Here is a 24,603-nt window from a genome sequence, read left to right on the forward strand (position 1 = left end):
ATTGTTGGCTATTTTACGCATAAAGTGACAAAAATGATTCGGTTTGCGCACGATTAGGAATTCCGGCTCGTCCGCCCGCCTGAGTGCATTTCATCGCCGCCACCGCACTTGCGAAGCGAATCGCCTGGTCAGTCGGCATTTGCTCTGCAAGAGCTGCTGCCATTGCACCATGGAAAACATCGCCTGCACCGGTTGTATCCACAACATTGACAGAAAATGCAGTCTGTTGACACATATGACCATTTTCGATCCATAGTGACCCTTCGCCGCCAAGCGTAACGTACACTTTACCATTGGTTTGCTCAGCGGCCAGTTTAAGTGCCTGTTGTGCATCATCTTGCCCGGTCATTCTCTTCAGACCTGGAGTTGAAAAAACGGCATGATCGGCAAGCGCCACCAATGGGGTTATATCTTGTGGTGTCATATCGGCATCCAACAGCGTTGGAACTCCGGCGGCACGTGCCAGTTCGAAGGATTTCAACGTCCCTTCATGCCAACGTACATCGGCCAGAACGATGTCATAACGGGAAAAATCAATCGACTCCAGCCACCTTGCATCCGTATCGAGATCCGGGCTTGGATAGTTCACGATAATGCGTTCGCCATGCTGGTCGACCAAAATTGCGGACTGGGATGAACGGGAGTTCGGGTATTGCCGGCAGAACGCCGTATTGACCCCCCAGCTCTGAAGCTCGTTAAGCAAGGTATTCCCACAACTGTCATCGCCTACACGGCCTATAAAATCAACGTCAATACCAAGCCGGGCAATGGCGACAGCTGCTGTTGCCGCCGGGCCGCCACCTGTCTCCAGATATTGATTTGACTGATATTTTCCCCCGCCATCGGGCAGGTTGTTCAGAGAATAAATACGGTCCTGAACGGTGATTCCAACACATGCAATTCTGGTCATATTTGGTTAGTCCTGTGTGATCTTGTCTTCTTTTGTTCATTTTAATGACATAAATGATCAAATTAGTGACGCGTGTCTTGTTTTTAGTCATAAATTACAAATATGCTCAAAAACAGACGAAAACGAGTTTTTAATTGTAATTATTTTGTCAACCTGACACAGGAGAGCATTCATGACAACCGTTGCATTTTTGGGCTTGGGCCAGATGGGCAGCCCAATGGCTAATAATCTGTTGCAAAAGGGACATGCTTTGCGTGTGTTCGACGTAAACCAACAGGCAGTCAATGAATTAGTACAAAAAGGTGCGACTGCTGCTCAAACACCCGCTGAAGCCGCTAAAGGTGCCGAATTCATAATTACTATGCTGCCAAATGGCGACATCGTTCGGCAAGTTCTGCTGGGTAAAGATGGCGTCAGCGAAGGCCTGTCCCCCAATGCCCTGGTTATTGACATGTCCACGATTCATCCATTGCAGACCGATGAGTTGATTCATGAGATGAAAGAGAAAGGCATCAGCATGATGGATGCTCCTGTGGGCAGGACGTCAGTTAACGCGATTGACGGCACGCTGCTGATTCTTGCTGGCGGAACGCCTGAACAGGTTGAACGTGCTCGCCCTGTGCTGATGTGTATGGGGAATGAGCTGGTGGAAGCTGGCGGTCCCGGTATGGGGATCCGCGTAAAGCTCATCAATAACTATATGAGTATTGCGCTGAACGCCTTGTCAGCGGAAGCCGCTGTTCTTTGCGAGTCATTGGGTTTGAGCCTTGATGTGGCCATTAAGGTCATGAGCGGTACTGCCGCAGGCAAGGGGCACTTTACGACAACCTGGCCTGGCAAGGTACTTAAAGGAGACCTTTCTCCGGCATTCATGGTGGACCTCGCGTTGAAAGACCTGCGTATTGCCGTCGATGTCGCTAGTCAGACCGGTGCGCCGCTCAATATGGGCATTGCAGCAGAAACCTATTACACCCGTGCCAGCGAGAACGGTCGAGGCCGTCAGGACTGGAGTGCGCTGTTATCTCAGGTTCGTCAGCAGGCTGGCCGACCAGATTCACTCTAAATTTTAAACAGTTACAGGAGTTATTATGTCTTCCCACAATACCCCATACACGCTGAAAGATATTTCTCGCCCTGGCGGTGGATTTGCCATGCTGGCCGTTGATCAGCGTGAAGCAATGCGTCTGATGTTTGCAGCGTCTGGACATCCTAAACCTGTTGCCGACAGCGTATTGACTGATTTTAAAGTTGCAGCAACACAAATTCTGTCTCCCTACGCTTCAGCGGTTCTGGCAGATAAACAATTTTGTCTCGATCAGATTGTCTCTCAAGGTGCAGTCGCTGATTCATGTGGACTGATTGTGGCGGCTGACCATTTTGTTCCGGGTAATGGTATTCCGGTTGATAGTGTCGAAATTGACAGAGCAATTGATCCGCATAAAGCCCGCGAAATGGGTGCGAAAGCCATGAAGTTGTTAGTGCTGTGGCGTGAAGATGAACCCGCAGAAGAACGTTTGGCTATGGTGGCTGAGTTTGTTCAACGCTGTCGTAGCGCAGGGCTGGTCAGCATCATTGAGCCGGTCGTTCGTCCTCCTCGTCGTGGCTGGGAATTTGACCGGGAAAGCGCCATCGTTGCCGCAGCGGCTGAACTCGGCTGCACCGATGCTGACCTCTATAAAGCTGAAATGCCATTAGGCGGCAAAGGTGATGAACAGACCCTACTTGCTGCGTGTCAAAAGTTGCATGAACAAATGAAAATGCCGTGGGTCATTCTCTCTTCTGGTGTTGATGCGGACATTTTTGGCCGCGCGGTCCGTATCGCCATGAAGGGTGGAGCTTCCGGATTCCTGGCAGGGCGTGCCGTTTGGGCATCGGTTGTTGGTGCTCAAGATCCGCAAACAATGTTGCGTGATGTGTCGGTTCCACGCTTACAACGCCTGGCAGAAATCGTCGATGAAGGGATTTCTCAGCGTTAATCACCCATTTTAACGAATCTGGAGAAGAACTATGGATAAGATTACCCAAGTTCTATTTTCTGATATTGGGAAGGTGACCACCCAATATGTTGAGCTGCCGCACCAGGAACTTAAACCGCAAGAAGTCCGCATTGCTCCGGTGTTTTACGGAATATGTGGCTCTGATCTGCATGTACTGAAAGGAGGACACCCATTTGCAAAACCTCCGGTTGTGCCTGGACATGAAATTGCGGCACGCGTAACTGAAGTGGGCAGTGAAGTAACGAATGTTAAGCCGGGCGATCATGTCGTAGTCGACCCAATTATGGCCTGCATGGAGTGTCGTGCTTGTAAAGCGGGTCGCTTTAATCTGTGTGAGCCGCCACAGGTTGCTGGCTTCCGGGCGCCGGGTTTTGCCCGCTCGCAGCACATTGTACCTGCACGGAACTGCCATGTTGCACCTGCTTCGTTACCACTAAAAGCACTGGCTTTCGCTGAGCCAGCAGCCTGCGCGCGTCATTGCGTGAGCCGTATGCCGAAAGCGTCATTGGAAAGTGTATTAGTGATTGGTGCAGGGACAATTGGTTTATCCATCGTTCAAGCATTGCGCATCATGGGTGCGGGAAAGATCACCGTCATCGAGCCTGATGCCGCCAAGCGCGCGTTGTCGTTAAAGCTAGGTGCCACGGAAGTCTGGGCTCTGGGGGAATTGGATGCACAGGTCCGTTTTACGGGGGCAATTGATGTTGTTGCCGCCCAAGCCACGCTGAATGATGCATTTACCCATGTTTATGCTGGCGGAACGGTAGTGTGCATGGGGGTACCGAGTGGCCCACGTGAAATTCCTCTTCCGATGATGCAGCGCTTCGAACGCGATTTGTTGAATTCCGGCATGTACATCCCGGAAGACTTCGATGCCGTGATTGAATGGCTTGCGGATGGGCGGTTTGACACCAGCGAACTGGTGACCGATCTCTTCCCTGTCGAAGATGCGGATAAGGCGTTTGAACGTGCGCAGCAAAATGACTCTATAAAAGTCATGCTGCAATTTGCTGAGGTTTGATGCTGTAACCCTCTGTCTGGCGCTGCTAAAGGGTAGCGCCATCCTACAACAATGAAAAAGGATGCTGCGATGAGTCACATCACCAGTCCTACACCTTACTCGATCGGTCGTCCCCAGGACGTGATTGATATTGTTAATAAACATTCAGCAGTAAACACCAGTGTCGGCGTCATTTTTATCGCTCTTGGTGGCATTCTAATTGATGCCTATCAGGCGGCGATGGTGGGTTTTGGTAATAAATATATTGCATTGCAATTTGGTATTTCACCGGGGCTGGCGGCGACGGTTAACGCCTCTGTTTTAGTCGCCGCCCTGATTGGTGGATTACTGGCGAACCGTGTGATTAACCGCTTTGGTCAAAAGCGTGCATTTATCATCGGAATGGGCCTGTGCACAATAGGTGCCGCAGCTGTCGCGATAGCCCCGAACATCTGGTGGGTGCTGGTGTGTCGCGTAATCATGGGATTTGGCTTGGGTATTGATTTCCCGCTGGCAACAAATGCGGTGGCAGAACTACGCGGCTCAACATCTAAGAAAACCGGTTCGTCAGTTAATCTCTGGCAAATGGCCTGGTATGTATCAACTACGGTCGTCTATCTTGTGCTGCTTCCACTGTTGTTGTCGGGTATCGCGGAAGAGCAATTATGGCGCTATGGTATTTTCATTGGTGCTATTTTTGCCGTCATTATCATGATTCTGCGTTATTTCTTCATCGGTGAGTCTGCAATGTGGGCCGCACGAGTCGGACGTTATGATAAAGCCTGCGATATTCTGGCTAAACGCTATGGGGTTCATGCTCGCGTTGCTGCCAAACCAAAAAACGATGATTTTTCTGCTGAAAAAACAGAAAGTAAGTTTCATGGCGGCTATGGGATTTTATTTAACTCACGTTATCGCAAACGCACTATTCTCGGCTGCGTTGTGGCGACGATGCAAGCCTGGCAATATAACGCCGTGGGTGTTTATTTACCGCTGACTTTGGCGGGAATACTGAGCGGTGGATTAACCGGGGCTCTTAGCGGTTCTGCGGTAGTGAATGCCCTGTGTGGCATTACAGGTGGATTGATTGGTTCTCTTATCCTCCAGCGTTTGGGAACTCGCCTTCAGTCGATGTATGGTTTCGCCGTCGTAACGGTTGCATTACTGGCTTTAGGTGCATTAGCAACCACCAACCCATGGCTTTCTTTAGGTTTGTTGGGCGCAATCATTTTCTTCCATTCAGCGGGCCCGGGCGGCCTGGGAATGACCATTGCCACACTTTCTTATCCGCCATCTATTCGCCCGACAGGCGTAGGATTTGCTCGTGCAATTATGCGTACTGGGGCGATTGCCGGACTTATTTTCTGGCCTATGTTGTGGGGTGCATTAAAGACAGAAGCGTTCTATTGGCTGGCAATTGTTCCTTTTCTCGGCTTCCTGACATGCGTGTTGATTAAGTGGGAACCACTTGGTGCAAACGTTGACGCTGAAGACGCTGAGGTACTGGCTGAGTTGGATAAATAACAAGCAAGCGCGTCGCAACATGTCGACGCGCTTTTTCGTATAAATCCGCCGCTTTTTTAGTGATTTTATTGCGCAGATTTCTCGCCGACCCGGAGAGGAAAATTATGGCTGAAATAGAACATGTACCAGGGAAAGAGCTATCCGGCAAAGCCATGAGACGCGTTGTCATGGGCAGTTTCGCTGGCGCGTTGATGGAATGGTACGATTTTTTTATTTTCGGAACGGCGGCAGGGCTAGTCTTTGCTCCCCTGTTTTTCCCTGATAGCGATCCTTTTATTGGTTTAATCGCCGCATTCGCCACCTTTGGTGTGGGTTTTCTGTCACGTCCGCTTGGAGGCATTGTTTTTGGCCACTTTGGCGATAAAGTCGGTCGCAAAATAACGTTGATTTGGACGTTAGCGATAGTTGGTTCCTCAACGTTTTTAATCGGTTTCATTCCAACATACCAGGATATTGGGATCTGGGCCCCGATTATATTGATGGTTCTGCGCCTGGTTCAGGGGTTCGGTCTGGGTGGGGAATATGGCGGGGCTGCATTGATGACTATTGAATCTGCGCCTGAGGCGAAGCGCGGATTTTTAGGTTCGCTCCCACAAACGGCAGCCTCAGTTGGGATTATGCTGGCGACAGGGGTGTTTGCATTATGCAATCACTTCCTGACCCAGGAAGAGTTTCTGGCCTGGGGATGGCGTATCCCTTTTTGGCTATCTGCCATCATGTTAATTGTTGGGATGTTCATACGGTTACATACTGAAGAAACACTGGATTTTAAAAAACAAAAAACGGCTGTCTCACAGGAACAATCAGCACCACCGTTGATTGAACTTTTCCGTAAGCATCCACGGAATATTCTGTTGGCGCTAGGGGCCAGGCTGGCGGAGAGCGTTTCGTCGAACATCATTAATGCCTTTGGTATTGTCTATATTTCCAGCCAGTTGGCATTATCAAGGGATATTCCACTCAACGGCATGCTAATCGCCTCAGCAATTGGCATTGTGTGTTGTCCATTAATTGGTTGGATCTCTGACCGCGTTGGGCAACGGAAGATGTATTTATTTGGCGCTGGTTTTTGCATCCTTTTTGCATTTCCATTCTTCCTGCTGCTGGATACGAAAAGCACACTTATCATCTGGTGCTGCATGATCCTTGGCTATAACCTGGGGCCAACGATGATGTTTGCAGTACAACCCACCTTATTTACTCGTATGTTCGGAACACGAGTGCGCTATACGGGTCTTTCCTTTGCCTATCAGTTCTCAGCAATTCTGGGTGGGTTAAGCCCGCTCATTGCCTCCAGTTTGTTGGCGCTGGGAGGCGGGAAACCGTGGTATGTAGCACTGTTTCTGTTTGTTATCTCAATACTTTCATTCAGTTGCGTCTGGCTTATCGAGCCACATTCAGACAATAAAAATGACGCTAATAACATTTAACTTCTTACCGAAATATCAGAGAGCAATAACATGAACAATGAATTGAATACTGAGCATTATCAAGCATTACAACGTGCTTTTGATACCGCCTGGCCGGGACCGATCGGCCAACCTATTTTTCTGGAAAAAGGACATCTACGTCTGCAAATTTTTCCGCGCGATGGTGCCAGAATCACCTCGCTTCAGGCGTTTGGTTTTGAAGTGTTACGTCAATGGGAGCCACAGCGTAAAGCATTTCAGTATGGCTGCTTTCCTATGGTTCCTTGGGCAGGCCGCCTTGGCGATGCAACATTGACCGTGGGGGAGAAACAGTACGTATTACCTGCTAACAAACCGCCTCATGCTCTACATGGTATGGCCTGTTATTCATCATGGGAAATTGTCGAACATAAAGCGGATACCTTGAAACTGCGCATGCCACTGGGCGCTCCTTGGCCCTGGGAAGGAGAGGTCCTGCAGACGCTGACTCTTGAAGACGATGCGTTAATTCTGCGACTTGAAATTCACACCATGTCTGAAACTTTTCCGGCATCTGCTGGATGGCACCCCTGGTTTGCAAAACAACTGGGCCAGCAGAATGAAGAAGATGAATTACTGGTATGTTTTAAGGCCGACTGGCAGGAAGAAGCCGGGAATAATGAGTTACCAACAGGTAATAAAATCCCCCCACAATCAGGCCCGTGGGATGACTGCTTTGGTTTTAATGATGGTCTCAATGTCAGATTACAGTGGCCAGGTAAGCTGAGTATGACGATGACATCGAGTGCGCAAAGCCTGGTCGTTTTTGACAAACAGCCCGACGCAACATGTGTCAATCCGCTTACTCAGGCGCCAAATGCGATAAATAGGACACCGCAGTTTGTCAGTGCAGGTCTTCCGTTGGTGATTGAGTCGCGCTGGCAATTTACACAGGAATTCTGATGGCTTAGCCAATAATCCCGACAGGGACTCATAGTCAAACTTCTCCTTTCCCGCTACAGTTATTCATCCACGGCGAATAAGGAGAAGGGCATGCTCTATATCTTTGATTTGGGTAATGTGATTGTCGATATCGACTTCAATCGCGTGTTAGGTACTTGGAGCGATCTGAGCCGTGTACCGCTGGCTTCGTTAAAGCAAAGTTTCACCATGGGAGAGGCTTTTCACCAGCACGAGCGAGGTGAAATAACGGATGAAGCCTTTGCCGAAGCGCTATGTCATGACATGGCGCTACCGCTAAGCTATGAGCAGTTCTCCCACGGCTGGCAGGCCGTTTTTGTTGCCTTGCGTCCTGAAGTCATCGACATCATGCAAAAGCTGCGTGAGCAGGGGCATCGGGTGGTCGTCTTGTCGAATACTAACCGTCTGCACACGACGTTTTGGCCGGACGAATACCCCGAAATCCGTCAGGCTGCTGACCATATTTACCTTTCCCAGGATCTTGGCATGCGTAAACCGGAAGCGCGGATTTACCAGCATGTCCTGCAGTCTGAAGGTTTTTCTGCGCATGAGGCGGTATTTTTCGACGACAACGCCGATAATATTGAAGGGGCTAATCGGTTAGGGATTACCAGCATCCAGGTTGTCGATAAAACGACCATTCCGGACTATTTCGCGAAGTTGCTATGCTAAAAAATGTTCAGCAACAAGCCAGGCACCATACGCGTCCTGTTCGGGCCTGGCTGAAGCTACTATGGCAGCGGATTGATGAGGACAACATGACGACGCTGGCAGGGAATCTTGCCTATGTCTCATTGCTCTCATTAGTGCCGCTTATTGCCGTAGTTTTTGCGCTTTTCGCTGCATTTCCGATGTTTTCTGACGTCAGCGTCCAGCTACGTCATTTCATTTTCGCAAACTTTATCCCGGCGACGGGAGATGTCATTCAGCGTTATATCGAACAGTTCGTTGCCAACTCGAACAAAATGACGGCCGTTGGGGCGTGCGGGTTGATTGTGACAGCGCTATTACTGATGTATTCCATTGATAACGCGCTGAATACTATCTGGCGTAGCAAGCGTACTCGGCCTAAAGTTTACTCTTTCGCCGTCTACTGGATGATTTTAACGCTGGGGCCGCTGCTGGCGGGGGCCAGTCTGGCAATCAGCTCTTATCTGTTGTCATTGCGCTGGGCCAGCGATCTCAACACGGTGATCGATAACGTCCTGCGTATTTTCCCGCTGGTGCTTTCCTGGCTCTCTTTCTGGCTGCTTTACAGCATCGTACCGACTACACGTGTACCTAACCGTGATGCGGTTATTGGCGCCTTTGTGGCCGCTGTGTTGTTCGAAACCGGAAAGAAAGGATTTGCGCTCTATATCACGATGTTCCCGTCTTATCAGCTCATTTACGGTGTCCTGGCGGTGATCCCCATTTTGTTCGTCTGGGTATACTGGACCTGGTGTATCGTCTTGCTAGGCGCGGAAATAACTGTCACTCTCGGGGAATACCGCAAACTTAAACAAGCCGCAGAACAAGAAGAAGCAGAGCAACCATGATTGCATTAATTCAGCGCGTAACCCGTGCCAGCGTCACCGTGGAGGGCGAGGTGACGGGTGAAATTGGCCCAGGACTTTTGGTCCTGTTAGGTGTCGAAAGGGATGATGACGAACAGAAAGCGAACCGCCTGTGCGAGCGCGTACTCGGCTATCGAATCTTTAGCGATGCCGAAGGCAAAATGAACCTTAACGTGCAGCAGTCAGGGGGCAGCGTGCTGGTGGTTTCACAGTTCACGCTGGCGGCAGATACCGAACGCGGCATGCGCCCGGGGTTTTCAAAAGGGGCTGCGCCCGATCGTGCAGAGGCGCTGTATGAGTACTTTGTTGAGCGTTGCCGCCAACAGGAAATGAATACGCAAACCGGTCGATTCGCTGCGGATATGCAGGTTTCACTGGTTAATGATGGCCCCGTGACGTTCTGGTTACAAGTATGAACCAGCTACCGGTGTGGCCGCGGACAACAAGAGAGAATACGACGATGTATCACCTTCGAGTACCGCAAACAGAAGAAGAATTGGAGCGTTACTACCAGTTTCGCTGGGAGATGCTGCGTAAACCGTTGCACCAGCCTAAAGGCTCCGAACGGGATGCCTGGGATGCGATGGCGCATCACCAGATGGTGGTGGACGAAGAGGGGAATCTGGTCGCAGTAGGACGTCTGTACATCAATGCGGATAACGAAGCCTCCATACGCTTTATGGCCGTTGACCCCTCCGTGCAGGAGAAAGGGTTGGGCACGCTGATGGCGATGACCCTGGAGTCTGTGGCGCGTCAGGAAGGGGTAAAGCGCGTAACCTGTAGCGCCCGTGAAGATGCGGTCGAATTTTTCGCCAAGCTGGGGTTTGTGAGCCAGGGAGAAATCACTACGCCGCAAACCACGCCGGTGCGTCACTTTTTGATGATTAAACCCATCGCGACGCTGGACGACATTCTCCATCGCGGGGACTGGTGCGGACAGCTACAGCAAGCCTGGTACGAACATATTCCATTGAGTGAGAAAATGGGTGTGCGCATTCAGCAATATACCGGGCAGAAATTTATCACCACGATGCCCGAGACGGGCAATCAGAATCCGCACCATACGCTGTTTGCCGGTAGCTTGTTTTCCCTGGCGACGCTAACGGGCTGGGGACTTATCTGGCTGATGCTGCGTGAGCGTCATCTGGGCGGGACGATAATCCTTGCTGACGCGCATATACGGTACAGCAGGCCGATCACCGGGAAACCTACCGCTATCGCCGATCTGGGCTCGCTGAGCGGAGACCTGGACCGTCTGGCAAGAGGTCGTAAGGCGCGCGTTCAGATGCAGGTCGGGGTATTTGGCGACGACACGCCGGGCGTGGTGTTCGAAGGCACCTACATTGTGCTACCCGCAAAACCGTTTGGCGCATATGAAGAAGGCGGGAACGAGGAAGAGTAAGTCAGAGGGTATCTTCTCTACTCGATGAATGCGTCTGCCGGAAGATTAAAGCGTTCTGCAAGCGCTTTAATATGGCTTACAGTCAGTGCTCTGCGACCATTTAAGATGTTGCTGACGTTCGATTTTGAACCGAGTTCGTTGGCAAGGTCTGCTGCTTTGAGACTGTATTGGTCCATGAGCGTACGCAATACTGAAACGCCAGAGGGTGTTTTCTCCAGGTGTTGGTTGAGTGCTTTGAATTCCGGCGCATGTTTTTCATATTTACTGATTCGGGCACAGAGCAATTCAAATAGTGGGTTTTCAAGATCGTCGTGGTCGACCAGATACTCCACTAGCGCAAGTGCCCTGCGATACTCAGTGTCATTTCGGTCTTCCCCCAACAGTGGGATGGTTTTTACCGCATCGCTGAAGGTATCAACAATCTTTTTTGCGCTGGCTGCATCCATATGACGATGCGTTCTCATTCTTTATTACCCCGATAATATGCTGTCAGTTTGTCATATTCGGCATGGGAAACGATATGTTTGACAAATATCTTATGTGACCTGAAATCTATGTAGGAGATGAGTCTTAGGCTGTTACCAGAAACATCAATCACCCACCATTTATCTCTGTACTTAAAATTATCCAGTGAAGGAATATACTGCTTCATCTCTTCAGGCTGAATGAATGTTTTTTTCTCCAAAACATTCAGTAAATCAGCGAGAGCAAGCTGATGATTTGGATACATGAGCATTGCCTCGTTAAAAGGTTTTCGGCTGATAACATGCACGGTGTAGTTCCATTACAAGGTTTTCAACCTGTAAACAAAATAACGCAACGCAATTAAGTTTACAAGATGAAAACACTATATTAATTAAGCATGTCTTACTGCTGTAGAATTTATGGCGCGCCAGGCAACATCCCGCATTGCGCTTCGTGCCGCCTGACTCACCCCTGCTAGCTGGAAAAATCCGTGGATAACACCGAGATAGCGTTGGCAGGTGCAATCCACGCCCTGCTCCTGGAACCGTTGATACAGGGCCTCACCTTCATCTCTCAGTGGGTCGAATTCAGCTGTAATGATGTGCGTGGGCGGTAAACCGTTGAAGTCTTCACGCCAGAGCGGGCTGGCTTCGGGATGCAATGGATCGGTTTGCGGCATATACATCTCGTAGCCCGACAGGAGTGTGTCGCGGGTGATAATGTAATCCTGTCCATTATGGTCATAGCTCGCAAAGCTGGCGGTTGCATCCAGCATCGGGTAGATCAGCATAAGCTGCGCAGGTTGCCATTGCCTGGTAGCTTTCAGGCGTAGTGCGGTGACCAGCGCCAGATGCCCGCCAGCGCTGTCGCCAGCCAGCGTAATGTTGCTGCGGTCTACTCCCAGTTTCTTGGCATACTTCCAGATAATATTGGCCCCCGATTCAGCATCGTTATGTGCTGCCGGGAAGATGTGCTCTGGTGCGAGGCGATACTGCACCGCAATGACCCGACAGCCGCTGTACCAGGCGAGTTGCCTTAACTGGTTATCATGTGTGGCAAATCCACCGCTGACAAAGCAGCCGCCGTGATAATAGATAACACAGGGGAGATTTCCCGTGCTGCCCCGCGGCGAAACTACGCGAAACATCATGGCATCGAGTTCAATATCTTCAACCTGTACGCGGGTTTCAGTGTCTCCGGCCAGTACCGTGCTGGCGATGTAGCCTGCTCTCCGGTCATCAATATTCTGCTCGCGCGAAGAAGGACGTCCCGCCGCGATAAATGCCTCAACCAGCGGTGCAATCCCGCTTTCCAGTGCCATTTTCACATCCCCTTATCTGTATGGATATACAGGTTTATAACCTGGATAACTAAGAATGAAAATGGGAAAAATGGGGGTGGTTATGATTCTGGAAAGTGGCTCGCAAAAGTAAAAATCGTTCGTGTGAAGGCTACTTTCCCGCTTTTCTCAGGTGTATGTTGTGTGGAAATTAATCGCCGATGATATACTGGAGGTATATGTGAGTATGATGGTTGGGATGGATATGGGCAGAATTTTACTCGATTTATCAGATGAGGTGATTAAACGTCTTGATGACCTCAAGGTTCAGCGCAATCTGCCGCGAGCAGAACTCTTACGGGAGGCCGTTGAACAGTATCTTGAGAGGCAGGATCAGGCTGAAACAACAATTTCACGCGCTCTTGGGCTGTGGCAAGGCTGTGAGGAAGATGGTGTTGAATACCAGCGTAAACTCCGTGAGGAATGGTAATGGTCAAAGGATCAGCGCTTTTTGATACCAACATCCTCATCGATCTGTTTAGCGGTAGAAATGAAGCAAAACTAGCGATAGAAACATGGCCGCCGCAGAATGCAATCAGCCTCATTACATGGATGGAGGTGATGGTGGGCGCAAAAAAATACCATCAGGAAGCCCGTACTCGCGTTGCGCTAGGCGCTTTTAACGTGATCGGCGTTTCACAGGATATTGCTGAACGAAGCGTGAGTATCAGGCAGGAGCATGGGATGAAATTGCCGGATGCCATTATTTTGGCCACTGCGCAGATTCATCGTCTTACACTGGTTACGCGAAATACCAAGGATTTTGCAGGCATATCAGGCGTGGTCACGCCGTATACGTTATAACCCGGGCGACTTACGCCGCCCGGTGGTGCGGAGTACTTACTCCCCTTCACCTGGGAACAGGAACGGGTTGATGGAGCTGCGGGCAAAGCCCTCTTGCTCCATGTGCGCGTCCAGCATCAGTGAAGCGAGATCGTCAGCCACGGCTTCAACTTTAGGGTCCTTTTCCTGATAGAGAATCTTCAGGTAAGTCCCACAGTCGCCGCAGCTTTCAGCTTTAATTGCCGCCTGTTCGTTATCCAGCGACCAGTAGTTCAAATCACGGCTTTGCTCGCAGTTGCTGCATTTCACGCGTACCACGTGCCACTCGGTTTCGCACAGGTTGCAGTGCAGATAGCGCAGCCCCTGAGTGGTACCGATTTGCACCATGCTGGAGACCGGCATTGAACCACACACCGGGCAGTACTGACGCTGTTCGCCGTATTCTGCACGGGCTTTGCCGGGGATCAGGCTTGCCATCTGCGCCCAGTAGAGCGACAGGGCAGCCCAAATAAACGGTGCTTTATCGCTGCTGACGGAGGCGAAATCAGAGGCAAACAGCGCGCTGGCCATCAGCTCCAGTTCCTGTTCTGAGGCTTTTTCCAGATTTTCGATCACGGCAAGCGCAGGACCGCTCATTTCTGGTTTCAGCTCAGCAATTAACGACTGCAGCAGTTTTTGCCAGTGCTTGTCGCGCGGCAGGACGTGGATATCCAGCGGCGGTTTGCCCTGATCGTTCGCTTCTTTGATGCGAGCGGTCAGATCCATCTGCAGCGGATGGTCGTACAACACCACTTCCTGCGCGTGGGCAATCAGCGCGGCAAAGCGCAGGTAGTCGCCCAGCGGGTTGTTCTCGGCCAGCTCGCGCAGGCGCTCAGCGCGGCGGTTATACAAATTTTTGAGTCTGGGGAATAATAACGGCGGAATCATATCCGCCGTGCGTTTCTCGCTCTTCTCCAGCTCATCTTGCGGGATTATGCGAATACTCATTCAGATGACTTTTCCTGTTTCTGGCGGACTTCACGGTACCAGCGTGGGTGATGTTTCTTCGCCCATGAACTGGTAACCCATCCTTCCACCATCGCGGTAATGGTGCCTTTCACCCAAAGGGCGGCGTAAATGTGCACCATGATAACCACAATTAACGCTACTGCGGCAAATGAATGCAGCATTAACGCGAATCGGATCACCGGGATTGAGAAAGCAGGCGCAAAATACGGACGCCAGATGACCACTCCGCTCACCAGCAACAGGACCAGGAAGATAATCGCCGCCCAGAATACGCATTTCTGGCCGAAGTTATAACGTCCCGTGTCACCTACTTCCTCGTTGACGACAATCTTACGAATATTCTTCGCCCAAAAGATATCATCCCGATTGATTAGATTGTGGTGCCAGTAACGGAAAAACATGATGATAAACGAGGCAAACATGATCACGCCGACAAACGGGTGCACAATTCGCGCCAGTTGTGGAGTGCCCATGATGTGCATCAGCCAGTTAAAAGACGGGAAGAGAAAGCCCATCCCGCTCACCGCCGCCAGAATGAAGCAGAAGGCGGTGATCCAGTGGTTGATGCGTTCCGGCGCCGTGTAGCGCACGATGGTGTCACGTCGTTTCATTTGCGCACCTCGTCGTCTTTTTCATGCAGATTGTCTTCTTCTTCTTCCGCACGGTTCGGGCCTACGCCGACGTAGTGGAAGATGCTGGCCGCAAATGTCGCTGCAAAGCCGACGGCTGCGAGGGGTTTCCAGATGCCTTTCCAGAACTTAACGGTTGCGCTGATCTCCGGGTTCTCCGGCAGGCCGTGATACAGATTCGGTTTGTCCGCATGGTGCAATACGTACATTACGTGCGTACCGCCAACACCCGCCGGATCGTACAGACCCGCGTTTTCGTAACCACGCGTTTTCAGCTCCGCCACGCGCTCGCCTGCCAGGGTTTTCATCGACTCTTTGGTGCCGAAATGAATGGCGCCGGTTGGACAGGTTTTCACGCAGGCCGGTTCTTGCCCGACCACAACACGGTCAACGCACAGCGTACATTTGTAGACGCGGTTGTCTTCCGGATTGAGGCGCGGCACGTCGAACGGGCAGCCCGCGATGCAGTAGCCACAGCCGATGCACTGCTCAGACTGGAAGTCGACGATACCGTTGGCATACTGAATGATTGCGCCTTCAGCCGGACACGCCTTCAGGCAGCCCGGATCGGCGCAGTGCATACAGCCATCCTTGCGGATAAGCCATTCCAGTTTGTCGTTTTGTTCCACTTCCGAGAAGCGCATCACCGTCCAGGATTTGGCGGTCAAATCGGCCGGGTTGTCGTACACCCCAACGTTGTTGCCCACTTCATCACGGATGTCGTTCCATTCAGAACACGCCACCTGACACGCTTTACAGCCGATACAGGTGGTGACGTCGATAAGCTTCGCCACTTCTTCCTGATGGTCCCGCGCCTGAGGCGCGGGGGTGAAACCGTTAGTGGCGGAACGACGAATGATGTCTTGCGATTGATAAGCCATAGGTCGTCTCCGTTACACCTTTTCCACGTTCACGAGGAAGGACTTAAATTCCGGCGTCTGCGTGTTCGCATCACCGACGAATGGCGTTAACGTGTTAGCGATAAAGCCTTTTTTCGCCACACCTTCGTAGCCCCAGTGAATCGGAATACCGATAGTGTCGATATCCTTACCGTTAGCCTTCAGCGTGCGAATACGTTTGGTCACCACCGCCTTGGCCTTAATGTAGCCGCGATTAGAGGAGACTTTGACGGTATCGCCGTGGGAGATACCGAGCTTATTCGCCAGCTTCTCGCCAATTTCCACAAACTGTTCCGGCTGAGCGATGGCATTCAGCAGCGCATGCTTGGTCCAGTAGTGGAAGTGCTCGGTCAGACGGTAGGTTGTACCGACGTACGGGAACTTATCTGCTTTACCCAGTGCTTCTTCGTCACCTTTAAAGATGCGCGCGGCAGGGTTAGAGATAACGTTCGGGTGCAGCGGGTTAGTCCCCAGCGGTGTTTCAAACGGCTCGTAGTGTTCCGGGAACGGACCTTCCGCCATCTTATCGATAGCAAACAGGCGTCCCATCCCTTCCGGCTGCATGATGAACGGCCCTACGTTGCTGCCAGGTGCGGCGGCACTGTAGTCCGGAATATCCATCCCGCTCCACTTCGCCCCATCCCATTTCAGGATCTGACGTTTTGGATCCCACGGATTCCCCTGCGGATCAGCGGAGGCGCGGTTATACAGAATGCGTCGGTTAAGCGGCCATGCCCAGGCCCAGCCCAGCGTATTACCAAGGCCTGACGGGTCGGCGTTATCGCGACGTGCCATCTGGTTGCCTTCCGGCGTCCAGCTACCGGCAAAAATCCAGCAGCCGCTGGAGGTCGTGCCATCGTCACGCAGTTGGGCGAACGAGCTAAGCTGTTGGCCTTTCTTGACGATAACCGCACCGGTTGCCGGGTCGGTAATGTCGGCCAGCGCTTTACCGTTGCTCTCCATCGCCACTTCTTCCGAAGCCGGTTCGTGCGGGGTGGAGTAGTTCCAGGTCATGCTCAGCACCTGTTCCGGGTTCGCGCCACCTTGCTCGGCATACATCTTGCGCAGACGCAGGAAGATACCGGCGAGGATTTCGCCATCGGTAACGGCAATCCCCGGGGCGTCCGCGCCTTTCCAGTGCCACTGCAGCCAGCGACCGGAGTTAACGATAGAACCGTTCTCTTCGGCGAAGCAGGTGGACGGCAGACGGAATACTTCGGTCTGGATTTTCGACGGATCAACATCGTTTGACTCACCGTGGTTCTGCCAGAAAGTGGAGGTCTCGGTGTTGAGCGGGTCGATAGTGACCAGGAACTTCAGTTTGGACAGTGAAGCCACAACTTTGTTTTTGTTCGGGAATGACGCGACCGGGTTAAAGCCCTGGCAGATATAGCCATTCACTTTGCCCTGATTCATCATCTCGAAGTACTGCAGGACGTCGTACCCTTTATCCCACTTCGGCAGCCAGTCGAAGCCCCAGCTGTTTTCCGCTGTCGCTTTATCGCCAAAGAAGGCTTTCATCATCGAAACGAAGAATTTCGGGTAGTTGCCCCAGTAGTTCACCTGACCTTCCAGCAACGGTTTTGGCGTGTTGGCTGCAAGGTAGGTTTGCAGGTCAGTTTGTTTCTCGCTTGGCAGCGTCATATAGCCTGGCAGGCTTTGTGACAGCAGGCCTAAGTCGGTCAGGCCCTGAATGTTGGAGTGACCGCGCAGGGCGTTAACACCGCCGCCTGCCATCCCCATGTTGCCAAGCAGCAACTGGATCATCGCCATGGTACGGATGTTCTGCGCACCCACGGAGTGTTGTGTCCAGCCCAGGGCGTACAGGAACGACGCGGTTTTATCTTTGGCGCTGGTTTCTGCGATGTACTCACAGACCTTCAGGAAGTCGGCCTTTGGTGTACCGCAGATGTTTTCTACGACGTCTGGCGTGTAGCGGGAGACGTGCTGTTTCAGCAGGTTCCATACGCAGCGCGGATGTTGCAGGGTGACGTCGCGTTTGGCGAAGCCTTTTTCATCCAGCTCGTAGTTCCAACTGGTTTTGTCATACTTGCGTTTGTCCGCGTCGTAGCCGGTGAACAGGCCATCTTCGAAACCGTAATCCTCACGCACGATCAGGCTGGCGTTGGTATAGGCCTCAGTGTATTCGCGGTTAAATTTTTCGTTGTTCAGCAGGTACAGCAAAACGCCTGACAGGAAAGCAATGTCAGTACCGGAACGAATTGGCGCATAGAAATCAGCCACCGCAGCGGTTCGCGTAAAGCGTGGATCGATAACAATCAGCTTCGCGCCGTTGTGAATTTTGGCTTCCATCGCCCAGCGGAATCCGACCGGGTGAGCTTCAGCGGCGTTACCGCCCATCACCACGACGAGGTTGGCGTTTTTAATGTCGACCCAGTGGTTGGTCATCGCACCGCGACCAAATGTTGGAGCAAGACTTGCTACCGTTGGTCCGTGTCAGACGCGTGCCTGGTTGTCGACCGCGAGCATACCGAGCGCGCGGGAGAATTTTTGCGTTAAATAGCCGGTTTCGTTACTGGAAGCGGAAGCACACAGCATTCCGGTGGAAAGCCAGCGGTTAACGGTTACGCCTTCAGCGTTTTGTGCAACGTAGTTAGCGTCGCGGTCTTCTTTCATCAGCTTAGCGATGCGGTCAAATGCCTCATCCCAGCTAATCTGTTGCCACTTATCTGAGCCTGGTGCGCGATATTCCGGGAATTTCAGGCGGCTTTCGGAGTGGATGAAGTCCACAAGTCCTGCCCCTTTCGGGCACAGCGCGCCGCGGTTCACCGGGTGATCCGGGTCCCCTTCAATATGGAAGATGGATGCTTTGGCGTTTTTTGCGCCGTCACCGAGACTGTACATTAACAGTCCACAGCCAACGGAACAGTAGGTGCAGGTGTTACGGGTTTCGCGGGTGCGCAGCAGTTTATATTGCCGTGTTTCCGCGAGCGCTACGCCGGGTGCAAAGCCCAGTGCCGCTGCCGTGGTGCCTGCCATACCGCCAGCGCAGATCTTAAAGAACTGCCTTCTGCTGACCTGCATGGTTCGCTCCTTGTTTCGACATTGTCACGTTCCCTTCGCTTTTCTATAACGCGAACGCGAGGGAAGTGGTTGTTATTTTTCTTTGCGGACGGGACCGCAAAGGTCCAGAATTGGGTGAATTTCCCTCCGTCCAGGAGGGGTTTGTAAAGAATACCACAATGTTGGTATGTGTGTTCCAATATGGTTAAAAGAAAGTGAATAAGATTATTCAAGAAAACATCAAGAATGTGACATCTCCGACAGGATCTCGTCAGTTGACCCTCTGGAAACGCGAGGATTTGCAACATCCTCAGCCTGATGAGGTAGCTGAAGAAGTGCCTGTAGCGCTGGTATACAACGGGATTTCACACGTGGTGATGATGGCATCACCGAAAGATCTTGAGCATTTCGCGATGGGTTTTTCACTTTCTGAAGGCATTATTGAGTCCCCGCAGGATATCTACGGAATGGACGTAGTGCCTTCCTGCAACGGATTGGAAGTGCAGGTTGAACTGTCCAGCCGTCGCTTTATGGGGCTGAAGGAGCGTCGTCGCGCGCTGGCCGGTCGCACCGGTTGCGGCGTTTGTGGCGTGGAGCAGCTCAATGACATTGGCAAGCCGGTCCAGCCGCTGCCGTTTACCCAGACATTCGATCTGGCGAATCTTGATAACGCTTTACGACATCTCAACGATTTTCAACCCGTGGGGCAACTGACAGGCTGCACGCACGCGGCTGCCTGGGTACAGCCGTCAGGTCATCTGGCGGGCGGGCATGAAGATGTTGGACGTCATGTTGCGTTGGATAAACTGCTGGGACGACGTGCAATCGAAGGGGAAACCTGGCAACAGGGCGCGGTATTAGTCTCCAGCCGCGCCAGTTATGAGATGGTGCAGAAGTCGGCGATGTGCGGTGTGGAGATTCTGTTTGCTGTTTCTGCGGCGACAACGCTCGCCGTGGAAGTTGCCGAACGTTGTAACCTGACGCTGGTGGGTTTTTGCAAACCGGGCAGGGCGACGATCTATACGCATCCGCAACGTCTGGTCGCGCTGTGACGCCACCAGGCGGCCAGAATACTGCCGGAAAATGCCAGTTCCATGATTACGGCAACTGGCGAGCCAACAATCACATTGTTCAGCAGCCAGCACAGGCTGCCACACAAGGTGTATCCCCGTAATTTTCCGCTGCGTTTTTGAAATGACGCAAAGGTCATCAGCAGGCTTCCCATCAGCGGCAAAATACTCGACAGATTTTGCCAAAGATAAATGCTACACAGCAGCGACCCCAGCATAAATCCCCACATCACCCAGCGGTGAAAGGTGACGATGGCCGTCGCATAGCGGCATGCGGCAATGATCATTAACCCAGCCGCAGCGTGTTGATCCAAAAGATAGAAATGGATAGCTAACAGAGACGTAGAACTGGTGAGCAGCGTTAAAGTGATAGCCCGGCGTTGAAAATGAAAAGCGGAAATATCCAGTAAGAAGCTGATGCCAGCCAGCATCTGAGAAAGAAGAAATGCGTTCATTGTGGTCGTCATTTATTAAAGAGTGACGGGACAATAATCGACGCATCACCGTAAGGCGTTAACCTTTGTTAAGACGCTGGCGAATACGGGACAGGCTAACGGGGGTAATGCCGATATAGCTGGCAAGATCGCGCTGGGTGAGCTGTGACTCCCAGTCCGGGAAGTGTGTTTGTACGTACTGATAGCGTTGCTCTGGGGTATTGAGCAGCAGCATTTGCTCTTTTTTCTCTTTGTAGATCAATTGCTGGACCAGTAGCTGAGTCTTAATATCCCGATTTTCCGGCGCATCAAGCAAAGCCAAGGGGATTTCAGTGGTTTCTCCAGCGGCGATCATTTGCAGGCTGTAATCGGCAGGTGTGTTAGTTAGCCAGTTCAGGTACAGAAAGCAGTATTCCCCGGCAAAGTAGAACTCTTTAACTCTTTCAACACCGTTGTCCGCGTGATAAACCGCACGAGCCACACCATGATGTAAAAGATGAATTTTACTTTGTAGTTCACCCTGACGAAGTAACCAACTACCCGCCGGTTGCGTTTTTCTACGGCTGCCTGCGAGGCATTTTGGTTCTTGATTACGCGACATCTTATCTCTCAAATAATTTGAATAAGACTGGCAAATCCTTCCGCTTTCAGTTGTTCGAGTATCAGCCTATTATTTATCACATCAAGGCACGGTGCCTTACTCAAACAACTAAGTTAAAGGGTTTATATTATGAAAAGCATCAAAACTTTTGTCGCAGTTATCGCTCTGGCTACTTCTTTCGGTTCTTTCGCTGCTCAGACAGTGACCGCAACCGGTTCTACGCTGGAAAGCGCTGAAGCAAAAATCGCCGCTCAGGCTGAACGTGCGGGCGCCAGCGATAACAAAATCACTCAGGCATACACCGGTAACCGCGTGCACATGACCGCCGAACTGCTGAAATAAGATACCTTAGTACTGTCGAAAGAGCGCCCTTGAGGCGCTTTTTTAGTTTATACCCGCCATTCGCAGCAATGCGGTCACCACTGCGGCAGCGACGATCACCACGATTAGCGGCATCTTGCGCCAGGCGAGAAATACCGCAAAAGCCACGCCCAGCACGCGCGCCATGCCAGCGAAGTGTTCACCTTCGTAAAAGGTGGTCGCCAGCGCAACGGAGAACAGTAATACCGTTGCGGCGTCGGAAAGCAGCGCCTGCGAGCGTTCCGAGAACGCTAATCGACTCCCAAGCTTCGCTCCTCCTAAACGCATTAAATACGTTCCCAGAGATAACATGGCGATACCGACGATAAACAGCGTCATGTTGCCCATTATTTTTTCCTCGTCAGTAAGCCAAACAGTGAGAGCAAAACAGGTAAACCGACCGGCGCAAAGGGGATGGCGGCAAGCGACAACCCGGCACCGCTACAGGCGCGAATCAGCGTGGTGCGGTTTTTAAAGGCCGGGACCACTAAGGCTAATAAAATTGCAGGGAAGACGGCATCCAGACCGATGGTTTCCGGGGCGGGGAGCAGTTTGCCTACGCCCGCGCCGATCAGTGTGCCAACAGGCCAGAAAATCGCGACGCCCAGACCGCACAGCCAGAAGGCGGCTTTACGTTGTTCGGGCGTTTTTTGCGACAGGCCAAAGACTACGCTTTCGTCGTTCATGATATGACAGCCGAGGAAACTCGCAGCCCGGGAGCCCACCAGATCGCGCACCGTGACGCCAAACGGCACGTGTCGGGCGTTGACCAGTAAACCGGCAGCCGCCGCCGCCAGTGGGTTACCGCCGCTGGCGACGATACCGATAAACATAAACTCGGACGCACCCGCCAGTACCGTAATCGAAAGCACAAACGGTACCCACAGCGGGAAGCCGTAGGCCATCGCCAGCGAGCCGTATGACATGCCGACTACGCCGACGGCCAGACAGACCAAAAATATTGCTTTTATCGTGTCGCCTTTGAGACTGGAAAAATAATGTTTCATACCGTTTTAGCCATATCGAACGAATTTCCATTATAATGAACGCGACCAGTTAATATTACAAGTCGAACGAATCGTTCGATATAAAGAACGTGGAGTCGTGAATGACCCAGCCCATCAGTATGATCGCGAAAAGCCTTGTGCGTGAACGTCAGCGCACCGGTTTGTCATTGGCAGAGATTGCCCGTCGCGCAGGGATTGCAAAATCGACACTCTCGCAATTGGAAGCGGGCAATGGCAATCCTAGCCTGGAAACGCTCTGGTCGCTGTGTGTGGCGTTGGATATTCCCTTTGCTCGCCTGCTGGAGCCGCAGGAACAAAAAACGCAGGTGATTCGTCGCGGAGAAGGGACAAAGGTGGTGGCTGAGCAGGCCCACTACCAGGCCATTTTACTGGCCGCCTGCCCGCCGGGGGCGCGGCGGGATATCTATCTGCTGCTGACGCAGCCGGGCGCGGATCGTATTTCACAGCCGCATCCACCTGGATCGGTTGAACACATCATCGTGACGCAGGGTAAGGCGATGGTAGGATTGACGGAAGCGCCGGAGGAGTTAGGCGAGGGGGACTATATTTGTTACCCCGCCGATCGGGCGCATATTTTTAAAGCGCTGGAGCCTGACACTCAGGCGATTCTGGTTTCTGAGCAAAATTGAATTGCCGGATGGCGCTATCGCTTATCCGACCTACAAAAAATAAAACCGTAGGCCCGGTAAGCTTGCGCCACCGGGCATATAACTTACTGCAAATAAAACACTTCTTTTAGCTCTGCGCTAACCGGGCTGTTGTCCGGGTTTGCTGGCATTACGTCACGCATATGCTTCCACCAACGTTGGCAAACGTCGGTGCTGGCAACGGCATTCCAGCGTTCTTCGGACTCAATCTCAACGGTGGCGAACAGCAGATTGCGCGCCTGATCGAGATAAATCGCGTAGTGATGGGCGCCGTGCTCTTTCAGCACCGCTTCCAGCTCTGGCCAGATGGGATTGTGCCGACGTTGATATTCAACGTGCGCGTCGGCATTCACCTGCATCACAAAGGCCTTGCGGATCATAACGCCTCCAGATACAGCTCGCGGACCTCGTCGCGGCTGGCGGTGCGCGGGTTGCACGGCGCACACGGATCGGCCAACGCTTTATCCAGCCAGCCTTCAATATCCTCTTTCGTCACGCCAAGGGAACTAAAGCCCGCAGGAATACCAACACGCTTGCTGAGTGTACGAATCGCGTTGATGGCCTCTATACTTGCCGCTTCATCGCTCATGTCACGGGTATCGACGCCCATTGCCTGCGCCACGCGGGCAAAACGCGCCACGGCGTTCGGACGGTTAAAGTTTTCGATTACCGGCAGCAGGATGGCGTTGCAGACGCCGTGTGGCAGATTATGGGTTGCGCCCGGCTGGTGCGCCAGCGCATGCACCAGACCCAGACCAGCGCTGTTAAATGCCATCCCCGCCAGATACTGACCAAACGCCATTTGCTCACGAGCTTCGAGGTTATGACCGTCGTCGACCGCTTTTGGTAGCCACAGGTTGATCAGGCGAATCGCTTCCAGTGCGTTAGCGTCGGTGAGCGGATGAGCACCAACGGAAACATAGGCTTCCACCGCGTGGGTCAGGGCGTCCATACCGGTTGCGGCGGTGACGGAGGCCGGGATTTCCAGCATGACGCTGGCATCATCCACAGCGATGTCCGGGATGATATTCGGGTCGATGATCACCTCTTTAACCTTACGGGCAGAATCGATAATGACCGCGTTGCTGGTCATCTCTGCTGCCGTACCGGCGGTAGTGTTGATGGCGACCAGCGGGACGCCAGCATTTTTCACTTTGCCCACTCCGGAGTAAGCGGTAGAAGGGCCAGGGTTGGCTGTCAGGATTTTCACCGCTTTGGCGGTATCGATCGGGCTGCCGCCACCGAAGGCGATGATGTAGTCACATTCTGCGCCCTGATAGGCCGCAAACCCTTTCTGTACCAGCTCTTCTGTCGGGTTCGGGAATACTTCATCAAACAGGTGGTAAGACATTTGATGTTTATCCAGCGCGGCAAACAGGCTATCCAGCAGGCCCAGTTTTACCAGTTGACCATCGGTGACGATCAGCGCTTTGCCCCATTGTTTATTCGCCACGAGATTCACCATATCGGCAATCGCGCCGGCGCCATGCAGGCTAATTTTTGGCAGTGCCAACATAAAGCTCATCATTATTCTCCTTAATAATAAAATCCTGTAGGC

At 52.2% G+C, this 24,603-nt stretch carries 29 protein-coding genes; 15 read left to right on the plus strand and 14 right to left on the minus strand.

All coding sequences use genetic code 11. The annotated features are described in order from the left end of the window. Positions 1 to 13: 13 nt before the first annotated feature. A complete protein-coding gene (locus OGY13_RS00360; RefSeq protein ID WP_008786990.1) occupies positions 14 to 910 on the minus strand; it encodes a sugar kinase in 897 nt (298 codons plus the stop codon). A 172-nt stretch (positions 911 to 1,082) separates the two neighbouring features. On the opposite strand from OGY13_RS00360, the gene yihU reads away from it, so the two are divergent. The 10 genes from yihU to fabY all read left to right on the plus strand — a co-directional run bounded on the left by yihU (position 1,083) and on the right by fabY (position 10,758). Continuing rightward, on the plus strand, positions 1,083 to 1,973 hold the full coding sequence (gene yihU / locus OGY13_RS00365) for a sulfolactaldehyde 3-reductase (RefSeq protein WP_008786991.1): 891 nt from the start codon (positions 1,083 to 1,085) through the stop codon (positions 1,971 to 1,973). A gap of 25 nt (positions 1,974 to 1,998) precedes the next feature. Further along, positions 1,999 to 2,886, plus strand: a complete 888-nt coding sequence (locus OGY13_RS00370) for an aldolase (RefSeq protein ID WP_008786992.1) — start codon at positions 1,999 to 2,001, stop codon at positions 2,884 to 2,886. Positions 2,887 to 2,917: 31 nt separating this feature from the next. Continuing rightward, on the plus strand, positions 2,918 to 3,928 hold the full coding sequence (locus OGY13_RS00375) for a zinc-dependent alcohol dehydrogenase (protein WP_213752517.1): 1,011 nt from the start codon (positions 2,918 to 2,920) through the stop codon (positions 3,926 to 3,928). A gap of 69 nt (positions 3,929 to 3,997) precedes the next feature. After that, positions 3,998 to 5,431: an MFS transporter gene (locus OGY13_RS00380; protein ID WP_008786994.1), complete on the plus strand. Its 1,434-nt coding sequence runs from the start codon at positions 3,998 to 4,000 to the stop codon at positions 5,429 to 5,431. 104 nt (positions 5,432 to 5,535) lie between these two features. Then, a complete protein-coding gene (locus OGY13_RS00385) occupies positions 5,536 to 6,861 on the plus strand; it encodes an MFS transporter (RefSeq protein WP_020996120.1) in 1,326 nt (441 codons plus the stop codon). 30 nt (positions 6,862 to 6,891) lie between these two features. Continuing rightward, entirely contained in the window at positions 6,892 to 7,782 is an 891-nt protein-coding gene (locus OGY13_RS00390) for an aldose epimerase family protein (protein WP_111466284.1), read from the plus strand. Positions 7,783 to 7,872: 90 nt separating this feature from the next. Continuing rightward, positions 7,873 to 8,472: a glucose-1-phosphatase gene (yihX, locus tag OGY13_RS00395; protein ID WP_008786997.1), complete on the plus strand. Its 600-nt coding sequence runs from the start codon at positions 7,873 to 7,875 to the stop codon at positions 8,470 to 8,472. Beyond that, the gene (locus tag OGY13_RS00400) at positions 8,466 to 9,338 is read left to right on the plus strand and encodes a virulence factor BrkB family protein (protein ID WP_008786998.1); all 873 of its coding nucleotides are present in this window, start codon (positions 8,466 to 8,468) and stop codon (positions 9,336 to 9,338) included. Before yihX ends, OGY13_RS00400 begins: the two co-directional genes overlap by 7 nt. Continuing rightward, complete coding sequence (dtd, locus tag OGY13_RS00405) at positions 9,335 to 9,772, plus strand: D-aminoacyl-tRNA deacylase (RefSeq protein ID WP_003825289.1); 438 nt, start codon at positions 9,335 to 9,337, stop codon at positions 9,770 to 9,772. Before OGY13_RS00400 ends, dtd begins: the two co-directional genes overlap by 4 nt. Positions 9,773 to 9,816: 44 nt before the next feature. Next, positions 9,817 to 10,758: a fatty acid biosynthesis protein FabY gene (fabY, locus tag OGY13_RS00410; RefSeq protein ID WP_003825286.1), complete on the plus strand. Its 942-nt coding sequence runs from the start codon at positions 9,817 to 9,819 to the stop codon at positions 10,756 to 10,758. Positions 10,759 to 10,775: 17 nt separating this feature from the next. Here fabY and OGY13_RS00415 read toward each other — a convergent pair whose 3' ends face one another. The 3 genes from OGY13_RS00415 to OGY13_RS00425 all read right to left on the minus strand — a co-directional run bounded on the left by OGY13_RS00415 (position 10,776) and on the right by OGY13_RS00425 (position 12,544). Further along, a complete protein-coding gene (locus tag OGY13_RS00415) occupies positions 10,776 to 11,222 on the minus strand; it encodes a helix-turn-helix domain-containing protein (RefSeq protein ID WP_048215203.1) in 447 nt (148 codons plus the stop codon). After that, the gene (locus OGY13_RS00420) at positions 11,219 to 11,530 is read right to left on the minus strand and encodes a type II toxin-antitoxin system HigB family toxin (RefSeq protein WP_048215202.1); all 312 of its coding nucleotides are present in this window, start codon (positions 11,528 to 11,530) and stop codon (positions 11,219 to 11,221) included. Before OGY13_RS00420 ends, OGY13_RS00415 begins: the two co-directional genes overlap by 4 nt. Before the next feature lie 84 nt (positions 11,531 to 11,614). Then, the gene (locus tag OGY13_RS00425) at positions 11,615 to 12,544 is read right to left on the minus strand and encodes an alpha/beta hydrolase (RefSeq protein ID WP_213752516.1); all 930 of its coding nucleotides are present in this window, start codon (positions 12,542 to 12,544) and stop codon (positions 11,615 to 11,617) included. Positions 12,545 to 12,749: 205 nt separating this feature from the next. Between OGY13_RS00425 and OGY13_RS00430 the strand changes: the two genes are divergently transcribed. Beyond that, positions 12,750 to 12,992, plus strand: a complete 243-nt coding sequence (locus tag OGY13_RS00430; protein WP_020996119.1) for a ribbon-helix-helix domain-containing protein — start codon at positions 12,750 to 12,752, stop codon at positions 12,990 to 12,992. Continuing rightward, entirely contained in the window at positions 12,992 to 13,366 is a 375-nt protein-coding gene (locus OGY13_RS00435; RefSeq protein WP_020996118.1) for a type II toxin-antitoxin system VapC family toxin, read from the plus strand. Before OGY13_RS00430 ends, OGY13_RS00435 begins: the two co-directional genes overlap by 1 nt. A gap of 36 nt (positions 13,367 to 13,402) precedes the next feature. Here the strand turns inward: OGY13_RS00435 and fdhE are convergent, their stop codons facing one another. Genes fdhE through fdnG form a run of 4 tightly spaced genes read right to left on the minus strand, consistent with a single transcriptional unit; the run spans position 13,403 to position 18,926 of the window. Further along, positions 13,403 to 14,332, minus strand: a complete 930-nt coding sequence (gene fdhE, locus OGY13_RS00440) for a formate dehydrogenase accessory protein FdhE (protein WP_003028685.1) — start codon at positions 14,330 to 14,332, stop codon at positions 13,403 to 13,405. Then, positions 14,329 to 14,964 (minus strand): formate dehydrogenase cytochrome b556 subunit, encoded by a 636-nt coding sequence (gene fdoI, locus OGY13_RS00445; RefSeq protein ID WP_003028686.1) that lies wholly within the window; start codon positions 14,962 to 14,964, stop codon positions 14,329 to 14,331. The genes fdhE and fdoI overlap by 4 nt, the downstream gene beginning before the upstream one ends. Beyond that, positions 14,961 to 15,863: a formate dehydrogenase O subunit beta gene (gene fdoH / locus OGY13_RS00450; protein ID WP_003825273.1), complete on the minus strand. Its 903-nt coding sequence runs from the start codon at positions 15,861 to 15,863 to the stop codon at positions 14,961 to 14,963. The genes fdoI and fdoH overlap by 4 nt, the downstream gene beginning before the upstream one ends. Before the next feature lie 12 nt (positions 15,864 to 15,875). Then, positions 15,876 to 18,926 carry a formate dehydrogenase-N subunit alpha gene (fdnG, locus tag OGY13_RS00455; protein ID WP_100247862.1) on the minus strand — a complete coding sequence of 1,017 codons (3,051 nt, stop codon included), beginning with the start codon at positions 18,924 to 18,926 and terminating at the stop codon, positions 15,876 to 15,878. A 194-nt stretch (positions 18,927 to 19,120) separates the two neighbouring features. Here fdnG and fdhD point away from each other — a divergent pair, with 194 nt between their 5' ends. Beyond that, positions 19,121 to 19,957, plus strand: coding sequence for a formate dehydrogenase accessory sulfurtransferase FdhD (gene fdhD / locus OGY13_RS00460; RefSeq protein WP_071992584.1), 837 nt, complete (start codon positions 19,121 to 19,123; stop codon positions 19,955 to 19,957). Here the strand turns inward: fdhD and OGY13_RS00465 are convergent. After that, positions 19,924 to 20,430, minus strand: coding sequence for a YgjV family protein (locus tag OGY13_RS00465; protein ID WP_032945569.1), 507 nt, complete (start codon positions 20,428 to 20,430; stop codon positions 19,924 to 19,926). The two genes, fdhD and OGY13_RS00465, sit on opposite strands and share 34 nt — an antisense overlap. Positions 20,431 to 20,488: 58 nt before the next feature. Then, entirely contained in the window at positions 20,489 to 21,010 is a 522-nt protein-coding gene (locus OGY13_RS00470; RefSeq protein ID WP_071444494.1) for a Crp/Fnr family transcriptional regulator, read from the minus strand. Positions 21,011 to 21,139: 129 nt separating this feature from the next. Between OGY13_RS00470 and OGY13_RS00475 the strand changes: the two genes are divergently transcribed. Continuing rightward, positions 21,140 to 21,352: a YdgH/BhsA/McbA-like domain containing protein gene (locus tag OGY13_RS00475; RefSeq protein WP_286637513.1), complete on the plus strand. Its 213-nt coding sequence runs from the start codon at positions 21,140 to 21,142 to the stop codon at positions 21,350 to 21,352. 42 nt (positions 21,353 to 21,394) lie between these two features. Here the strand turns inward: OGY13_RS00475 and OGY13_RS00480 are convergent, their stop codons facing one another. Together OGY13_RS00480 and OGY13_RS00485 are read right to left on the minus strand one after the other, a co-directional pair. Beyond that, positions 21,395 to 21,718, minus strand: coding sequence for an AzlD domain-containing protein (locus tag OGY13_RS00480; RefSeq protein ID WP_003825260.1), 324 nt, complete (start codon positions 21,716 to 21,718; stop codon positions 21,395 to 21,397). Continuing rightward, positions 21,718 to 22,377: an AzlC family ABC transporter permease gene (locus tag OGY13_RS00485; protein WP_003825259.1), complete on the minus strand. Its 660-nt coding sequence runs from the start codon at positions 22,375 to 22,377 to the stop codon at positions 21,718 to 21,720. Before OGY13_RS00485 ends, OGY13_RS00480 begins: the two co-directional genes overlap by 1 nt. Before the next feature lie 101 nt (positions 22,378 to 22,478). Between OGY13_RS00485 and OGY13_RS00490 the strand changes: the two genes are divergently transcribed. Continuing rightward, positions 22,479 to 23,027: a helix-turn-helix domain-containing protein gene (locus OGY13_RS00490; RefSeq protein ID WP_003825255.1), complete on the plus strand. Its 549-nt coding sequence runs from the start codon at positions 22,479 to 22,481 to the stop codon at positions 23,025 to 23,027. A gap of 83 nt (positions 23,028 to 23,110) precedes the next feature. Here the strand turns inward: OGY13_RS00490 and rhaM are convergent, their stop codons facing one another. Both rhaM and fucO read right to left on the minus strand, forming a co-directional pair. Continuing rightward, positions 23,111 to 23,425, minus strand: a complete 315-nt coding sequence (gene rhaM, locus OGY13_RS00495; RefSeq protein ID WP_003825253.1) for an L-rhamnose mutarotase — start codon at positions 23,423 to 23,425, stop codon at positions 23,111 to 23,113. Beyond that, entirely contained in the window at positions 23,422 to 24,570 is a 1,149-nt protein-coding gene (gene fucO / locus OGY13_RS00500; RefSeq protein ID WP_213752522.1) for a lactaldehyde reductase, read from the minus strand. Before fucO ends, rhaM begins: the two co-directional genes overlap by 4 nt. Positions 24,571 to 24,603: the final 33 nt, after the last annotated feature.

This window comes from Citrobacter sp. Cpo045 (assembly GCF_030332875.1).
Classification (GTDB): Bacteria; Pseudomonadota; Gammaproteobacteria; order Enterobacterales; family Enterobacteriaceae; genus Citrobacter; species Citrobacter portucalensis.

What these genes read in the sequence shown, in the direction of transcription:
- OGY13_RS00465 (WP_032945569.1), bottom strand. Translation starts at nt 20,430, where the DNA reads ATGAACGCATTTCTTCTTTCTCAGATGCTGGCTGGCATCAGCTTCTTA.
- yihX (WP_008786997.1), top strand. Translation starts at nt 7,873, where the DNA reads ATGCTCTATATCTTTGATTTGGGTAATGTGATTGTCGATATCGACTTC.
- dtd (WP_003825289.1), top strand. Translation starts at nt 9,335, where the DNA reads ATGATTGCATTAATTCAGCGCGTAACCCGTGCCAGCGTCACCGTGGAG.
- OGY13_RS00390 (WP_111466284.1), top strand. Translation starts at nt 6,892, where the DNA reads ATGAACAATGAATTGAATACTGAGCATTATCAAGCATTACAACGTGCT.
- fabY (WP_003825286.1), top strand. Translation starts at nt 9,817, where the DNA reads ATGTATCACCTTCGAGTACCGCAAACAGAAGAAGAATTGGAGCGTTAC.
- OGY13_RS00485 (WP_003825259.1), bottom strand. Translation starts at nt 22,377, where the DNA reads ATGAAACATTATTTTTCCAGTCTCAAAGGCGACACGATAAAAGCAATA.
- OGY13_RS00480 (WP_003825260.1), bottom strand. Translation starts at nt 21,718, where the DNA reads ATGGGCAACATGACGCTGTTTATCGTCGGTATCGCCATGTTATCTCTG.
- OGY13_RS00425 (WP_213752516.1), bottom strand. Translation starts at nt 12,544, where the DNA reads ATGGCACTGGAAAGCGGGATTGCACCGCTGGTTGAGGCATTTATCGCG.
- fdoI (WP_003028686.1), bottom strand. Translation starts at nt 14,964, where the DNA reads ATGAAACGACGTGACACCATCGTGCGCTACACGGCGCCGGAACGCATC.
- OGY13_RS00375 (WP_213752517.1), top strand. Translation starts at nt 2,918, where the DNA reads ATGGATAAGATTACCCAAGTTCTATTTTCTGATATTGGGAAGGTGACC.
- OGY13_RS00470 (WP_071444494.1), bottom strand. Translation starts at nt 21,010, where the DNA reads ATGTCGCGTAATCAAGAACCAAAATGCCTCGCAGGCAGCCGTAGAAAA.
- OGY13_RS00430 (WP_020996119.1), top strand. Translation starts at nt 12,750, where the DNA reads ATGATGGTTGGGATGGATATGGGCAGAATTTTACTCGATTTATCAGAT.
- fucO (WP_213752522.1), bottom strand. Translation starts at nt 24,570, where the DNA reads ATGAGCTTTATGTTGGCACTGCCAAAAATTAGCCTGCATGGCGCCGGC.
- OGY13_RS00370 (WP_008786992.1), top strand. Translation starts at nt 1,999, where the DNA reads ATGTCTTCCCACAATACCCCATACACGCTGAAAGATATTTCTCGCCCT.
- OGY13_RS00400 (WP_008786998.1), top strand. Translation starts at nt 8,466, where the DNA reads ATGCTAAAAAATGTTCAGCAACAAGCCAGGCACCATACGCGTCCTGTT.
- fdhE (WP_003028685.1), bottom strand. Translation starts at nt 14,332, where the DNA reads ATGAGTATTCGCATAATCCCGCAAGATGAGCTGGAGAAGAGCGAGAAA.
- rhaM (WP_003825253.1), bottom strand. Translation starts at nt 23,425, where the DNA reads ATGATCCGCAAGGCCTTTGTGATGCAGGTGAATGCCGACGCGCACGTT.
- yihU (WP_008786991.1), top strand. Translation starts at nt 1,083, where the DNA reads ATGACAACCGTTGCATTTTTGGGCTTGGGCCAGATGGGCAGCCCAATG.
- OGY13_RS00360 (WP_008786990.1), bottom strand. Translation starts at nt 910, where the DNA reads ATGACCAGAATTGCATGTGTTGGAATCACCGTTCAGGACCGTATTTAT.
- OGY13_RS00475 (WP_286637513.1), top strand. Translation starts at nt 21,140, where the DNA reads ATGAAAAGCATCAAAACTTTTGTCGCAGTTATCGCTCTGGCTACTTCT.
- OGY13_RS00380 (WP_008786994.1), top strand. Translation starts at nt 3,998, where the DNA reads ATGAGTCACATCACCAGTCCTACACCTTACTCGATCGGTCGTCCCCAG.
- OGY13_RS00490 (WP_003825255.1), top strand. Translation starts at nt 22,479, where the DNA reads ATGACCCAGCCCATCAGTATGATCGCGAAAAGCCTTGTGCGTGAACGT.
- OGY13_RS00415 (WP_048215203.1), bottom strand. Translation starts at nt 11,222, where the DNA reads ATGAGAACGCATCGTCATATGGATGCAGCCAGCGCAAAAAAGATTGTT.
- OGY13_RS00435 (WP_020996118.1), top strand. Translation starts at nt 12,992, where the DNA reads ATGGTCAAAGGATCAGCGCTTTTTGATACCAACATCCTCATCGATCTG.
- OGY13_RS00385 (WP_020996120.1), top strand. Translation starts at nt 5,536, where the DNA reads ATGGCTGAAATAGAACATGTACCAGGGAAAGAGCTATCCGGCAAAGCC.
- fdoH (WP_003825273.1), bottom strand. Translation starts at nt 15,863, where the DNA reads ATGGCTTATCAATCGCAAGACATCATTCGTCGTTCCGCCACTAACGGT.